Annotated in this window: 11 protein-coding genes, 1 tRNA gene and 1 pseudogene; 7 read left to right on the forward strand and 6 right to left on the reverse strand. The window is 55.1% G+C overall.

All coding sequences use genetic code 11. From position 1 onward, the window contains the following. Positions 1-864 precede the first annotated feature (864 nt). Positions 865-1,857 (reverse strand): annotated as a pseudogene (locus PL640_RS11240) (site-specific integrase). Positions 1,858-1,991: 134 nt separating this feature from the next. Between PL640_RS11240 and PL640_RS11245 the strand changes: the two are divergent. Next, positions 1,992-2,768, forward strand: coding sequence for an LEM-3-like GIY-YIG domain-containing protein (locus tag PL640_RS11245; RefSeq protein ID WP_271361930.1), 777 nt, complete (start codon positions 1,992-1,994; stop codon positions 2,766-2,768). A 10-nt stretch (positions 2,769-2,778) separates the two neighbouring features. Further along, the gene (locus tag PL640_RS11250; RefSeq protein ID WP_271361931.1) at positions 2,779-2,988 is read left to right on the forward strand and encodes a hypothetical protein; all 210 of its coding nucleotides are present in this window, start codon (positions 2,779-2,781) and stop codon (positions 2,986-2,988) included. Between the two features lie 116 nt (positions 2,989-3,104). On the opposite strand, the gene PL640_RS11255 is transcribed toward PL640_RS11250, so the two are convergent. Both PL640_RS11255 and PL640_RS11260 read right to left on the reverse strand, forming a co-directional pair. After that, positions 3,105-3,194: transfer RNA gene (locus PL640_RS11255), tRNA-Ser, on the reverse strand. 112 nt (positions 3,195-3,306) lie between these two features. Further along, entirely contained in the window at positions 3,307-4,443 is a 1,137-nt protein-coding gene (locus tag PL640_RS11260) for a Fic family protein (protein ID WP_271361932.1), read from the reverse strand. Between the two features lie 343 nt (positions 4,444-4,786). On the opposite strand from PL640_RS11260, the gene PL640_RS11265 reads away from it, so the two are divergent. The 4 genes from PL640_RS11265 to PL640_RS11280 all read left to right on the forward strand — a co-directional run bounded on the left by PL640_RS11265 (position 4,787) and on the right by PL640_RS11280 (position 11,720). Continuing rightward, a complete protein-coding gene (locus PL640_RS11265; protein WP_271361933.1) occupies positions 4,787-6,355 on the forward strand; it encodes a type I restriction-modification system subunit M in 1,569 nt (522 codons plus the stop codon). A 29-nt stretch (positions 6,356-6,384) separates the two neighbouring features. Continuing rightward, positions 6,385-7,515, forward strand: coding sequence for a restriction endonuclease subunit S (locus tag PL640_RS11270; protein WP_405049212.1), 1,131 nt, complete (start codon positions 6,385-6,387; stop codon positions 7,513-7,515). An 8-nt stretch (positions 7,516-7,523) separates the two neighbouring features. Further along, a complete protein-coding gene (locus PL640_RS11275; RefSeq protein ID WP_271361934.1) occupies positions 7,524-10,943 on the forward strand; it encodes a DEAD/DEAH box helicase family protein in 3,420 nt (1,139 codons plus the stop codon). Between the two features lie 411 nt (positions 10,944-11,354). After that, complete coding sequence (locus PL640_RS11280) at positions 11,355-11,720, forward strand: hypothetical protein (protein WP_271361936.1); 366 nt, start codon at positions 11,355-11,357, stop codon at positions 11,718-11,720. 110 nt (positions 11,721-11,830) lie between these two features. Here PL640_RS11280 and PL640_RS11285 read toward each other — a convergent pair whose 3' ends face one another. After that, positions 11,831-12,415: a hypothetical protein gene (locus PL640_RS11285; RefSeq protein WP_271361937.1), complete on the reverse strand. Its 585-nt coding sequence runs from the start codon at positions 12,413-12,415 to the stop codon at positions 11,831-11,833. A 205-nt stretch (positions 12,416-12,620) separates the two neighbouring features. Here PL640_RS11285 and PL640_RS11290 point away from each other — a divergent pair, with 205 nt between their 5' ends. Further along, entirely contained in the window at positions 12,621-13,205 is a 585-nt protein-coding gene (locus PL640_RS11290) for a recombinase family protein (protein WP_271362100.1), read from the forward strand. A 157-nt stretch (positions 13,206-13,362) separates the two neighbouring features. Here the strand turns inward: PL640_RS11290 and PL640_RS11295 are convergent, their stop codons facing one another. Beyond that, positions 13,363-13,761 carry a hypothetical protein gene (locus PL640_RS11295; protein ID WP_271361938.1) on the reverse strand — a complete coding sequence of 133 codons (399 nt, stop codon included), beginning with the start codon at positions 13,759-13,761 and terminating at the stop codon, positions 13,363-13,365. A 170-nt stretch (positions 13,762-13,931) separates the two neighbouring features. After that, positions 13,932-14,639, reverse strand: a complete 708-nt coding sequence (locus tag PL640_RS11300; protein ID WP_271361939.1) for a hypothetical protein — start codon at positions 14,637-14,639, stop codon at positions 13,932-13,934. Positions 14,640-14,816: the final 177 nt, after the last annotated feature.

Below are 14,816 nucleotides of genomic sequence, written 5' to 3' on the forward strand. Positions count from 1 at the left end.
CCAACCCGTCCCTACGGGGTGAGCCACTAACTCCAGTCAAAGCGCGCCTGATGAGATTCAGGTTACTCCCTGGTCCTCAGTCCGGGGAGTTTTGTTTTGAGGAGATGGCTACTTTGGCGGGTCGTCGAGGACTTTGCCCCGGGGTTGTCATGCATCTCCCGAAGCATAAGCGGCAACTGAACCTTGGCATGCTTGAGAGCATACCGCCTAATCAAGAAATCTGAGTTGACGACTGACGTGCGGCCTTCAACACCGCATACACCCACCGTCCCCCAACGCGCGGCATCCTTCCATCTTCGCCCGCCAACTTGCGGCTTAGCAAACGGGCAACATCGCCATAGGTGCGCTGTTCACGAAACCAAGTCAGGTAGGCGAGCTTATCCTTCACATCGACCAGACCAATCCGTCCCCGTCCATCCTACTTGGGCGGTAGCTCAGACCGCAGCGTGATCATAGATCAATCTACCTAAGCATTAGCCTGCGACAAGCGCGGATATGTTTTCTGCGTTGGCGAGCAAGGATTTCTAGCTCGGCTGATTTGCAAATGCGGCAGACTGATCACCATGCCTGAGCGACCAGCGCACACGGTCCGGAGCCTGAAGGCATTTGCAGCGGCAGATACAACCCAGAGAGGTTCATGAACCTTGACGTTTCGACAAAAAACGCTGAAATCGCGCAATTTCATCAAAAAAAGGCAAGGTGGCGTAAAGGTTTGTCAGGTCTAAGCGTTGTTTCGCAGCGTTTATGCAACCAATAGAACAACTCCGCAGGAAAGTCCGGCTGCAACTTGACGAATCTTGTCGCCTTGCAGGGAAACGTAAAGGTCGCGGAAGGCTGCGCGACGCATTGAGGTGGTAGATTGATCTATCCTAAGCGAGCAACCAGATCGTCAGCGTTCAAGTGCGTGTATCTGCGCAGCATTCGTAATTCTTTGTGCCCGCTCACGCTGCTGACCTCAATCACATTCAAACCGCGTTCAAACAGACGGCTGACACCTTCATGGCGGAGATCATGGAAGCGCAACCTCTTTATGTCAGCACGCACCAGTAACCTTCGCCATGCCTGTTCCAGCGTCCCGGGACGCATTGGGAATATAGTAGATTGATCTACGTCCGGGTGTTCCTTCCAAGCTTTCAATGTATCAAATGCTCGCCGTGACAGAGGAACGTCACGACCGGAACCGTTCTTGGTAAGAGCGAGTGAAAGCACTCGACGATTGTGAGAGAAATCACTCCACTTCAGTCCGAGAAGCTCGCCACGGCGCATCCCGGTTTCGACGGCAACGACCAACAGTGTGAGGAGAAAAGGTATTTTTCCGGCGTCGCAAGCATCAAGCAGCTGTTGCTCCTCGTCGGATGCGAGGCGACGGCTTCGCTCGTTGCGTATCACCGGACGACGAACCATCTTTACGACGTTCTTTGCGAGCGGCAGGCCCCAATCGCGGATTGCGACCTCGAGGACGTGGCTAAGAATCGCAAGTTCGCGGACAGCAGTAGATGGAGCTACACTCTGAAGCCGCTCGTCACGGTACGACGCAATGTCCTGCTGGCTCAGTCCGATCATCGCCCTGTATGCGAGTTCGTGGTGACGGAGCACGTCGATCCGCTGTATCTCTTGGATGGACCCGCGCTTCAGAGGCGACACTTCGCGCTGGTAACGTTCGAGAAGCTGCCCGAGCCTCGCGCTATCAAGGATTTTCGTGTCTGGGGCAGCGCCGAACCTATCGACCTGTGCTTAGAGGTCGCGTGCCCACTTTTCGGCTTCGAGTTTGGTGTCGAAGCTCTTGCAGCGGGGCTTCATACCGCGCCTTCGCACTTGTGCTTGCCAGCGCCCTCTGAGTTTTCTGATCGTTGCCATGGTGATCTCCAACGTTGTTGTCAATCATGCTTAGGATGCCCCGACGAGGGGCCAAGGATTATCCCGGCGCAAAGGATATCGTTGCGAATCTTCTATTCGAGTGGCATTTGGAGGGCAAATAGAGGTTGCATTCCATGTCATCGACTACCCGCTTCCCAGCTGAAGTTTGCGAAAAGCTAGGCAACTACGTGTATCGCCTAATCGATCCGCGAAACGGAGAAACTTTTTACGTCGGAAAGGGCCGCAACAACCGCGTCTTTGATCATGCAGCGGGCCTGCAGGAGGTCGCCGACGATGCCTCTCAACAGTTAGGGGCAAAGCTAGATCGTATCCGCGCGATAAAAAACGCGGGCCTGGAGGTCCTTCACGTAATCCATAGACACGAAATACCTGATGAGGCCGTTTTCGAAGTCGAGGCGGCAGTGATAGACGCCTATCCCGGACTCACGAATCTTCAAGGGGGCCATGCGAGCACCGACAGAGGGCCAATGAACCATATCGAATTGGTCGACAAATATAGTCTGCCAGAATTTCCAGATAGACCTGCGCACCCTTTGGTTCTCATCTGCATTAACAAACTGGAAGAGCGCTTCAACCAACGGGCCGTCTACGACCTCGTTCGATATTGCTGGAGAATGAGTAAGACGCGTGCCGAAGCGGCCGAGTATGTAATCGCCGTAGTTCGTGGCGTCACCGTTGGCGCCTTCAAACCGGAAGTTTGGTTACCAGCGACGCGTGAACATTTCGGAGACGTGCCTCACGTGACAGATTCCGAAGGTCATCGAGTTGCATTTATTGGGGAACCGGCGTCAAGAGAAATCTGGGATTTGTATGTGGGTGATCGCGGTAAGAGGATCACCAATCCAGACTTAAAGCATGTTCAGAACCCGATTCGCTTTTGGAATTGTTGAGGCAAAGCAGATGGCGACTTACAAACAAATTCAGTCATGGGTCAAAGAACAGCATGACTTCGTTTCCAAAACCTGTTGGATCGCTGATGTGACGGCGGCTTATGGAAAAACGAGCCAAGACGCTCCCAATCGGATCGACAGCAACGGAAGAAAATACGCATGTCCGGGAGAGAAACGAGAGGCAATTGAAACCGCGCTCAGGCATTTTTCGATTATTTAGAGCGAGTAGTGCCTTGGATGTGGCCCTGATCGTCAAATGCGAAAACGGATTGTGGGTCAATGCCTCGCAAAATCAAATCGCGTGAGGGAGAAACCCTACCTACCCAAGGAAAATTATGGCGGAGAGGGTGGGATTCGAACCCACGATACCCTTGCAGGTATGCCGCATTTCGAGTGCGGTGCATTCGACCACTCTGCCACCTCTCCGCATGCGCGAACGCTTGCGTTGCGCGCTCCTCTTAAACATCAATGGCCGGGCTGACGGACATAGGCTCGCGGAACCTTAACCATCCGTGAGCCGCATGTGCCGGCGTTGTGGCTAGTCACGGACGATCTGCAAAAGCGGTTCGAAGCTATATAGTGCTGGCCGTCTGCCAGCAGCGGGCTCCACTGTTCGAATGAGGCCACGTTCAGACAGGATGCGCGTAAATCGGTGCGCCGAAGTCTCCGGAATGCCGGATTTTTTCGTAAAGACGTTATTCCTGAAAACCGGACGAGAAAAGAGAAAGTCCAAAGCCGCTGTGCTCCACTGCGATGTCAGGATTTGGGGAAACTCTCGTTTCAGCTCCTCATAGAGGTCGCGAATTCGCTCGGCCGTTGCCAAGTTCTTTTGCGCCTGCGCTTCCAGCGCTTCCAAGAAGAAAATGATCCAATCGGTCCAGGCGCCTGATTTAGATACTTCGCGCATCCGATCTATATATTCGTCGCGGCGGTCTTCAAAATAACTACTAATATAGAAATGCGGGGCAGAGATTGCTCCGGACTTCCAGAGCATGAGAGTGATCAGCATTCGGCCAATTCGACCGTTGCCATCCTTGAATGGATGCAACGCTTCGAACTCGAGGTGAGCAACTGCTGTCTTGATCAGAATCTGCCAATCCTCCGACTCGATAAAAGCGAAGAGGCGGTCCATCCCATCTTGAAGTTGCTCCGGCCGCATAGGCACAAAATGGACCTTGCGCCGCATCCGATCGGCCAGATAATTCTGCTCTGTTTTGAATTCGCCGGGAGATAGGTGAGCACCACGCCCAAAACCAAGTAGGACCCGATGCGCGCTCTTGATGAGAAAGCTCGATAAGGGAGCTCCTTGTTCAATACTGCGCTGCGCCGCCGTCAGTGCGCGGCTATATAGGAAGACCTCGATCGCTTCGTTACGATAGTGACCACCAGCCTCGTCACCACTTTCTTCCTGATCGGCTTCATATCTTAGAACTTCATCCAGCGTGCTCACCGTGCCTTCCATGCGCGAAGACACGACAGCTTCCTGGTTTCTCAGTGGTGCGAGCAGAATCTCACTGTTATGCATGCTCTTGAGCATTTGATCGTAACGCGCCAAGGCGGCGGATGCCGACGCCACCGGCATGATAAGACGGCCAGCATCGATTTGCCGAGGCGGAAATTGGTCGTAGTGATATTCGACTGCTTCCGAGAGATCCAGGCCGGGGCGCAATGTCATTTTGATTTCCAAATTCCAATATTTCTGACGCACAAAGGGTGTTGTCTTCGTAATGCAGAAGACAAGTCGGCTTGTCTACCAAAAAACGCTATTTTTAGAACTCAAGGGCGTTTGATTTGCTCGGGTGGCAGTCAATACGCCTTGACTACCAAAAAAATAGATTTTTGAAAGTCAATCAATTTTGTTTTCTATCCATGCAATACAAACGGCTTTGTCTTCCAAGATGGAAATAGTTTGGAACTCAATCGATAAAGTGAAGCAATTCATCCGGAAAATTAGATTCCAATCAAGGAGAGAAGGCCACTAAGGTGCAACCTGATTCGGATGATGACAGGGACTACGCATGCTCACAGGTGAAATTCGCTCGAAGGTCGATCAGGTTTGGAATGCCTTCTGGGCGGGCGGGATTGCCAATCCGCTGGAGGTAATCGAGCAGATCACTTATCTACTGTTCATGCGCGGGCTGGATGACATCCAGACGCGGGAAGAGAACAAGGCAAATATGCTGGGCCGTCCGATGGAGCGGGTGATTTTCCCGGATGGGGTCTATCGCACAGTGCGCGATGAAGAGACCGGCGAAGTGAAGGAAGAGATCACCTATTCCATGCTGCGCTGGTCGCATTTCCGCAATGATGATCCGGCCCGTATGTTCTTCATCGTCTCGGAGAATGTCTTCCCCTTCTTGCGTGAGATGGGCGAGAAGGGCACGGCGCATGCGGAGCACATGAAGGGTGCGCGCTTCACCATCCCGACACCGGGCCTGCTGGCCAAGGTTGTGGACATGCTGGCGGAAATCCCAATGGAGGATCGCGATACCAAGGGCGATCTCTATGAATATATGCTGGGCAAGATTGCCAGCGCCGGGCAGAATGGCCAGTTCCGCACGCCGCGCCACATCATCAAGCTGATGGTGGAGCTGACGGCGCCGACGGAAAAGGACGTCATCTGCGATCCTGCCAGCGGCACGTGCGGCTTTCTGGTCGCGGCTGGCGAATATCTGCGGCATAACCATCCGAAGCTGTTTCAGGATAAGGCGAGCCGCGAGCATTTCCACGCCGGCATGTTCCACGGTTACGATTTCGACCAGACGATGCTGCGCATCGGCTCCATGAATATGCAGCTGCATGGCGTCGAGGGTGCCGATATCCGATACCGGGACTCGCTTGCCTCTTCCCATGGGGATGATGCCGACAAATATTCACTGGTCCTTGCCAACCCACCTTTTGCCGGTTCGCTGGATGAGGAAACGGCGTCGGCTGATCTGCGCGCCATCGTCAAGACGAAGAAGACCGAGCTTCTATTCATGGCGCTGTTCCTCAAGCTCCTGAAACCGGGTGGGCGCGCCGCCGTCATCGTGCCGGATGGCGTGCTGTTTGGCTCCTCCACGGCGCATAAGGCCATCCGCAAGATGCTTGTGGATGACCACAAGCTGGACGCCATCGTGAAACTGCCGTCGGGCGTGTTTAAGCCCTATGCCGGCGTGTCCACCGCTATCATCTTCTTCACCAAAACCAATTCCGGCGGCACTAAAAACGTCTGGTTCTATGATGTGCAGGCCGATGGCATGAGCCTGGATGACAAGCGCCAGATGCTGGTGAGCGAGGAAAAATTCGGCCCCGTGCCAAAGGCAGCGCTTTCCGTAGAGGAGCATGTCAAGAACAACCTGCCGGATGTGGTGACGCGCTGGAAGGAGCGAGACGGCAAAGAACTGGCTAACCCGCGCACCGGCCAGAGCTTTACTGTCAGCCGAGATGACATTGCAGCAGCAGATTACGACCTTTCGCTCCATCGCTACAAGGAAGTGGTGCACGAGGCTGCCGAGCACCGCCCGCCGAGGGAGATCATTGCCGAACTGCTGGCGCTGGAGGACGAGATTGCGGCGGGGCTGAAAGAGCTGGAGGCGATGCTGTGAGTGATCGGATGGTCCGATTGGGGGACGTCGTGGATATCCGAGGCGGCGGCACCCCTAGTAAAGACATTCCGGAATACTGGGGTGGATCTATTCCGTGGGCTTCAGTCAAAGATTTCAAGTCGGCGGAGATCGCTGAAACTGTTGATGCTGTTACCGAGGCTGGTGTTCGCAATTCTGCGACGAACATTATTCCGGCCGGGAATATCTTGGTTCCTACGCGTATGGCTGTCGGCAAGGCGGCCATCAACAAAACAGCAATGGCAATCAATCAGGACATCAAGGCGCTGTTCCCTCGACCGGGGATCGACCCTCAATATTTACTACAAGCGTTGTTGGCAAACTCCAGTGTGTTGGAGAGGCAGGCTACGGGAGCAACGGTCAAGGGTATTACGCTCGATGTGCTAAAGGAGCTCCGCATCCCGTTTCCACCCCTCAACGAGCAGAAGCGGATTGCGGCGATCCTGGACAAGGCCGATGCGCTGCGCGCCAAGCGCCGTCAGGCCATCGCCCTGCTCGACAGCCTCACCCAATCAATCTTTCATGAGATGTTTGGCGATCCGGTGAGCAATCCGAATGGATACGCCGTTAGAGAACTTCAAGAGATAATCGACCCTAATAGAAAAATTACATATGGTATTCTTATGCCAGGCCCAGATATTCCCGGGGGCATTCCTTATGTTAGGGTGGTCGATATGCGTGATGGTATGGTTCTAAGCAACCAACTTCGCCGAACCACACCTGCGATCGCCCGTGAGTATCGCCGCTCGGCCCTTAAAGCCGGTGATTTATTGATATCTATCAGGGGTCATGTTGGACGAATTGCGGTGACTCCACCTTTGTGTGATGGAGCTAACATCACACAGGATACTGCACGGCTAGCAATAGTCGCCGCGAACTCACGTTTTATAGGTGCTCAACTGGCATCCGATGCGAGCCAGCATTGGATGGCGAGGAGAACTAAGGGAGTAGCCGTTCGAGGAATAAATTTGGGCGATTTAAAGAAATTTCCCGTCATGTTGCCGCCGGAAGAATTACAGATTGAGTTTGCCGAGAAAATTGAACAGCAGGCAAAATTGCTACAACTTAAAGAAATCCAAGTGCAACGTCACGAAGCCCTCTTCGCCTCTCTCCAACACCGCGCCTTCACCGGACAACTCTGAGGTCGCCCATGTCCAATTTCGCTTTTCTCGCTGCTGAATTTCCCGAAATCTTCGAGAGCGCGAAGAAGGCGGAAGGCTATGTGGCGGGCGATCCGCGCACGGCGGCTTTTTATGCCCGGCGCACGGTGGAACTGGCGGTGCAATGGGCTTACAAGAACGATAGTGGGCTGTCCTTCCCCTATGATGACAGGATCTCGGCGCTGATCCACGAGCCGAGCTTTCAGCAGCGCGCCGGACAGGCGATCTTCACCAAGGCGAAGCTCATCATCCGCATTGGTAATCTGGCGGTTCACGAGACCCGCGAGACCTCGGCCAAGGACGCCGGTGATGCGGTGCGCGAGCTGTTTCACCTCTGTTTCTGGCTGGCCCGCACCTATGCCAAGGCCCCGCCGCCGGATGGCTTGAGTTTTGAGACAGCGCAGCTTCAGCGCACGGATGATCTCGTTAAGCGCGCCTTTGCCAAGTTGACGCGGCTTAAAAGCGAGATGGAGGCCAAGGACAAGGCTTTCACCGAGCTATTGCGCGACAAGGGTGATCTGGATGCAGAGCTGATGGCGTCACGTGCCGAGCGCGACCGCATTCGCCGCGAGAATGAGCAACGGCCAGACCATCACGATTATTCTGAGGCGCAGACGCGCGATACCTTTATCGACCTTCTTTTGAAGGAAGCAGGCTGGGCGCTGAACGCGGCGCGAGACCGGGAATTTCCCGTCTCCGGCATGCCCAACAATCAGGGCCAGGGCTTTGTCGATTACGTTCTCTGGGGAGATGATGGCAAGCCGCTGGCGCTGGTGGAAGCGAAGCGCAGCAAGCGCAACCCGCGTGAAGGTCAACATCAGGCCAAGCTTTATGCCGATTGCCTGGAGCAACAATTCGGCCAGCGTCCGGTGATTTTCTACACTAACGGTTATCAGCACTGGATCTGGGATGATCTTGCCTATCCGCCACGCGAAGTTTCCGGCTTCTACAAGAAGGATGAACTGCAACTGCTGATCCAGCGGCGCAGCACCCGCAAGCCGATGGCGGGCGTGGCGATCGACCGAAAGATTGTCGAGCGCTATTATCAGGAACGGGCGATTGCGCGGGTGAAGGAAGCCTTCGAGGTGCGCCAGCAACGCAAGGGCCTGCTGGTGATGGCCACCGGCTCTGGCAAGACTCGCACGGTGATTGCGCTGATCGACGTGTTGATGCGTGCCGGTTGGGTGAAACGCGTTCTGTTCATGGCGGACCGGATAGCGCTGGTGAACCAGGCGGTGAAAGCCTTCAAGGCACATTTGCCAGAATCCTCGCCCGTCAATCTCATAACGGAAAAGACCGGGGAGGGCCGCGTTTTTCTCTCCACCTATCCGACCATGATGAACCTGATCGACGAGCGCAAGGGCGGCACGGCGCGCTTTGGGCCGGGGCATTTCGATCTTGTGGTCATCGATGAGGCGCATCGCTCCGTCTACCAGCGCTATGGTGCCATTTTCGATTATTTCGACAGCCTGCTGGTGGGATTGACCGCCACGCCGCGCGAGGAGATCGACCGCAATACCTATGGCTTGTTCGATCTGGAAGAAGGCGTGCCGACGGATGCTTATTCGCTCGATCAGGCCATTTCCGATGAATGGCTGGTGCCGCCTGTAGCTGTGTCCGTGCCGCTCAAATTCGTGCGCGAAGGCATTCGCTATGACGATCTGTCCGAGACGGAACAAGAGCAATGGGACATGCTGGAATGGGATGAGGAAGATGGAGATCCGCCTGATAGCGTCGATGCGCAGGCCGTCAACAAATGGCTGTTCAATGCCGATACTGTCGACAAGGTGCTAGCCCATGTGATGACGGACGGCGTAAAAGTTGCTGGCGGTGACCGCATCGGCAAAACGATTATCTTTGCCAAGAACCAGGCTCATGCAGAGTTCATCGAGCAACGGTTCAATCTCGCCTATCCGCATCTCGCCGGCCATTTTGCCCGGATCATTACCTTCAAGACTGAATATGCGCAGTCGCTCATCGATGATTTCTCGAAGAAGGATGGCGCGCCGCATATCGCGATTTCCGTCGATATGCTCGACACCGGCATCGACGTGCCAGAGGTGGTGAACCTCGTTCTTTTCAAGCTGATCCGTTCCAAGACCAAGTTCTGGCAGATCATCGGGCGCGGGACACGTCTTTGCCCCAACCTCTTCGGGCCGGGCGAAGACAAGGAATTTTTCCGGGTTTTCGACTATTGCCAGAACCTCGAATTCTTCCGCCAGAACCTGAAGCCCGATGAAGGTTCGACAGCGAAATCGCTCAGCGAGCGGCTTTTCGCCGCCCGCTTCGATCTGGTGCGGGGACTCGACGAGATGGCTGCGGCAGACCGACCGCCCGGCGTGGCGGAGGATGGCGCTGTCTATGATGCAGGACCGGACGCACCGCCGAGCGAGCAACAGATCCGAGATGCCGCGCTGGACTTCCTGAAGACCTATGTCGGAACGATGAACCTCGACAATTTCGTGGTTCGGACCAAACGCAGGCTGGTGGAAAAATATCAGGTGCCGGATGTCTGGGGCACGCTTTCCGATGAGGTGCGCGATGAGCTCGTCGAGGAGGTGGCGCCGCTTCCCAATGCCATGAAGAGTGAGCCGGAAGAGGCCAAGCGCTTCGACCTGCTGATGTTCAACCTGGAAATCGCCCTCCTGAAGGGCTCCAAACGCTTCGACCGGTTGAAGAAGCAACTCGTCGATATCGCGTCGGCGCTTGATGAACAGACGGCAATTCCTGTCATTGCAGCTCAGCATTCGCTTATCCTCGACATCCTCTCTGATGTTTGGTGGGAAGGTGTCACGGTGCCGCTGCTGGAGCTTGTGCGGCTTCGTTTGCGTGGCCTTGTGCTGCACATCGAGAAGGGAAGGAAGGCGATTGTCTACACCAATTTCGAGGATGAGTTGGGTGTTGCGACAGAGCTAGACATGCCGCAGGTTGGTGAGGTGGATTTCGCCCGTTTCAAGAAGAAGGCACGGCATTTTCTGCGCAACCACGAGGATCACATTGCGATCGCCAAGCTACGTCACGGCAAACCGCTGACCCCCACCGACATTGCCGAATTGCAGCAGATGTTGATTACAGCCGGGATCGGCGATCAGGAACATTTCGACAAGGCGACAGAGCTGGCGCATGGTTTTGGCGCGTTCATCCGATCGATTGTCGGTCTGGATCGCCATGCCGTTGTGGAAGCTTTTGGCGAATTCCTTGCAGAGGGCGCTGCCACCGCCCAGCAGATCGAATTCGTTGATATGGTGATTGAGCATCTGACGGAGAAGGGAACCATGGATCCCGGCATGCTCTATGAGAGCCCCTTCATCGACAAGGCCCCGGAGGGACCGCAGCAGGTCTTTGATTTTGAGAGGACGAAGCGTCTGATCGAGGTGATCAACGGGCTTAACGAAAGTGCGGTGGGATGAGTGAGCCCTCAGTCGATCTCAGCCGCATCGCTCTTCTTGGCATCGACGTGGGCTTCTCGAAATCGAGGGCGACCACCGGCATCGCATGGAGCAAGAATGGCGATTTTGGAGCAGCCAGGACGCACGCCGATTGGGAACGCCGTAGCCAGCACATCCCAGCGTCTACGAAGTTCTCGGTGATAGCCATCGACGGGCCGCTCGTCCCTGTCGGTTCCGATGATAGCTTGGACCGTCTCTGCGAACGCCTGTTCATTCGCGGCGCATTCCAGACGCGATGCAAGCCTGGTCTGAGTAATCATGGTTACGGCAAAGATTTACGTCGGGCTGCGGCGGAAACTGCAAATCAAGTGCTCCATCTGGCAGAACACAGTGCAGGCGCATCGAGGGCGATCCGGCAGGACACCTTCATGATTGAAGCATTTCCAAACGCCTTTTTGGGGGGTTCTGCTGCCAGAGGCACGTTTTGCCCTGCCGAAAGCAGGTAAACGCAAGAAGTTTGATTGGCTGTATGAGCATGCCGTCGATAGCGGCGTTCTTTCAGACCTGTTTCAAAAGATTGGCTGGCGTAATCCTCAGCTGTTGACCGCAGTTCTTGGCGAGCGCGACCACGAAAAGCGGGCTGCATGGATCTGCTTACTCACCGCGGGATGCGCCGCAACTGGCGAAGCTGAGGTCGTGGGCGACGATAAAGGCGGCTGGTTTTGGCTGCCACCCCAGGATCAATGGGCAGGATGGGCGCAGGCAGCGCTTGAGAAGAACAGGTTGGCTCTGGCGTAGCGCTATTTGACTCAGGGGAGCTTGCTGGCTGGCTTGGTGCAGCTGGATGTCGCTTTGTCGCTCTGGATATGCCGAGCGCGCCGGTGAGTCGCCCTGGCGCGTGCCACTTACTAACCACCCAGAACCTCGCACACTCGAACGAGTGCTGAGGCTTCTGTTCTGAATACAGAGCTTCTCGATTCAGGGAAAATGACGAGTTCAAGAGCCTCCAGTTCCCCGCCGTCGGGCGAGGCGGTAAGTTTGATCGGAAAGCCTTGGAGCCAAGAGCGCGCAACGTCCTCTGCTCGCCCGGTAATGTCTACATTGATCTGTAAAAGATCGTTTACTCGCGATGCATTGACTTGAGTGGTGAGATCTTTGAACGAGCCAGTCTGGGATTTCAGAACCGCGCTTGCTCTGACATCCTGGCCGTCGGTAACAGACGGCCATGGATCGAGATCGTCAGCGGTATCGATGCTCATAATCTGCCGACCATTGTCAAAACAGGTAATCCACACACGCGGGGTTCGAGCGAAATCACGTTCTTTCCGATCCTTGTCTGAAAGTTCAGCTCGCAGCCTGACGTTCATTCCGTCGATTTTCGTTTCTGCGGAGTCCTCGTTGAGGAAAAGATGGATTGGAGCTTCGCCAGCGCTGGCCGAAGTCCAGAGAGACGAGACAGCAGCAACGACGGTTAGCATTTTGAAGATTTTCACTTGGCGATCCGAGGATTTCAGCCCGACAAAAGGGAACCTTTATCCCATAGCTCGCAACCATAATCGTCCTCGACGTAAGCCGTTGTTTCCATTTGGCTCGCGTTCAAGGTGCACAAGAAACCCGTCGTCGGACAAAAAGGTTCCTTTTAGTCAATGGGTTACCGGGTATAGTGCCGACTATTGAAGAGCAGAATTGAAGGTTGTCGTGCAGAAAATTGGATATGCCCGAGTCTCGACAAATGAGCAGCATCTGGACCTCCAGCTCAAGGCACTGGAAGCCAATGGCTGTCATCGCACGTTTACAGATCAAGGTATATCAGGCTCCACGTTCGATCGGCCCGGATTGGCGGAGGCGTTAAATGCAGTTCGTGCAGGTGACATGTTCATCGTATGGAGACTCGACAGACTTGGCCGATCACTGATTGACCTTATCGGTGCGATCAACGATCTGGGAAAGCGAGAGGTCGAGTTCCGTTCGCTTAACGAGGCTATCGATACGTCTACCTCGGGCGGGCGGCTGACATTCCACATCATGGCGGCGATGGCTGAATTTGAGCGCGCCATCATCAGCGAGCGGACGAAGGCAGGGATGTCGGCTGCACGATCAAGGGGGAGTTTCATCGGCCGTCCCCCAGCACTCACGCCACAGCAGATCATTGAAGCACGGGACGCCATGACGATCGACAAGGTATCACTTGGCGATCTTGCCGAGCGATACCAGGTGCATCCCCGCACCCTCGTGCGGGGCCTCAAGCAAGGACTATTGCCCCTTTGCGATGCCGGTCTCTGAATTATCCGCAATCGACCACCGATACGATGTAGCACTCACGCGGATCCTGGGCTTGAGGTGCTGCATTCTGCGGTTATCGATTCTCCCGAGCATCTCGAGGAAGTCCAGTTCATGCTGACGATACTTTTCCGCCATTGCGGACACTCGCTCTCTCAGCTCAGCGCTCAACATTGTTTCGCTCCCAATTGAAATTCTCTACGCTACGCATATGGATGATGGGACTGTCGCAATGGAGAACCTTACTGACCCAAAAGCCAGTAGGGCGAGTATTTCCGTTGCTGCCCGCTTCCAGCATACAAATTACATGCCGGGCGACATCGCCGTAGCTGCGCACTTCGCGAAACCAGATAGAAGCCTCGTGACCGCAAAATCGTCGAAGATCCTGGTCGTAGTTTCGCGGGAAACTCTCGTCATCATTGGCTAAGAGTTCGCACACCTCAGCCAATCCGATGGCGGAACCGTCACCAGTGCCGGAGCCGTCCGCGTCATTATGGTCGATCAGACACTCGAACCGGTTCCGAAAAAACCGGCGGAGGTTCAACATTTCGTTCTTCATCGTGGATTCCTTCTGTTTGCAAGCCATGGTCCACGACGCCGGAAGGCGGCGTGGTATTATCTGTTCGGCGGTTGGGGATAAGGATTCTCCGTTTCCCGGAGAAGGAAGGAGATGTAACGCTCAACCTAAGTTTATATCTCTCTTTAAAAGAAACCCTATTTGGCTGAGCGTTACATCGGGATGCCCTCCGGCTGCTGAGAGCAGTCTGAAGCAAGCGTCTGCTTCCCCGCCCGGAACTTTCGGACCCGCAACTTCGTCTTCTGCCTCGTGTTCATCTTCCGGTTCTGCTGGACCGGAGAAAGAGCGCCATAGCTGCCATGCATGTGGTCGGACGCCACACGCACTGCGTTAGAGCAGAGATCGGCCAGAGGACATGCCATACATTCCGGTGACGTCACGTGCGTAGCAAAGGGGAGACCGAAGCATGCTGGGGCAACGGCGATGTCGGGCAACCACTCAACTTCACCATTCTCTTCGATGGCAAGCTCAAGCTCACCGCGAATGTGGCGGAGGGCATTCGCGCGCGCTCCCTTCGGCACAAGCTTTATTGCCTTACTGATGGGAAGATGATGGCGGCTCACGCAATGGTGGGCCAACTTTGGGCCCCAGGCCCCTACCCTCTCCTCAATGCTCTCCAGAATGTATTCGTGAAACTCTCTCTGAACAGGAAAGGACCGATAATTCTCATGCCGATACTGCGGCATGCTGAGGCGCTGAACCTCAAGATGCAACGGATCCACAATCCACTTTTCAAGTTCGAGCGGCCATGCAATGCCGGCCTCTCCACTATCGAACAGCTGGCCAGGGCGAGGTGCGCGCTTCCTTGTGCGGCGACCTGCGAAATCAAAGCTGAAATCCATCAACAGGTTATAAGGCAAGCCAAGTTCGTCGGCGCTGTCTCGCGTTCCAGACCTCGGTGAGTGAGCTGTTCGGCCGACCAAAAATCCTGGTTCCGAGGCCATTGGCGGCGTCGGCGTCACTAACATCACGATGGGTGCGCACATACCGCTTAAATGCGGCTCGATACAAATCCGCGAAAAGCTTTGTCGCCTCGA

It is taken from the genome of Agrobacterium sp. ST15.16.024 (assembly GCF_027956545.1).
Lineage (GTDB): Bacteria > Pseudomonadota > Alphaproteobacteria > Rhizobiales > Rhizobiaceae > Agrobacterium > Agrobacterium cucumeris.

What these genes read in the sequence shown, in the direction of transcription:
- PL640_RS11245 (WP_271361930.1), top strand. Translation starts at nt 1,992, where the DNA reads ATGTCATCGACTACCCGCTTCCCAGCTGAAGTTTGCGAAAAGCTAGGC.
- PL640_RS11250 (WP_271361931.1), top strand. Translation starts at nt 2,779, where the DNA reads ATGGCGACTTACAAACAAATTCAGTCATGGGTCAAAGAACAGCATGAC.
- PL640_RS11260 (WP_271361932.1), bottom strand. Translation starts at nt 4,443, where the DNA reads ATGACATTGCGCCCCGGCCTGGATCTCTCGGAAGCAGTCGAATATCAC.
- PL640_RS11265 (WP_271361933.1), top strand. Translation starts at nt 4,787, where the DNA reads ATGCTCACAGGTGAAATTCGCTCGAAGGTCGATCAGGTTTGGAATGCC.
- PL640_RS11275 (WP_271361934.1), top strand. Translation starts at nt 7,524, where the DNA reads ATGTCCAATTTCGCTTTTCTCGCTGCTGAATTTCCCGAAATCTTCGAG.
- PL640_RS11295 (WP_271361938.1), bottom strand. Translation starts at nt 13,761, where the DNA reads ATGAAGAACGAAATGTTGAACCTCCGCCGGTTTTTTCGGAACCGGTTC.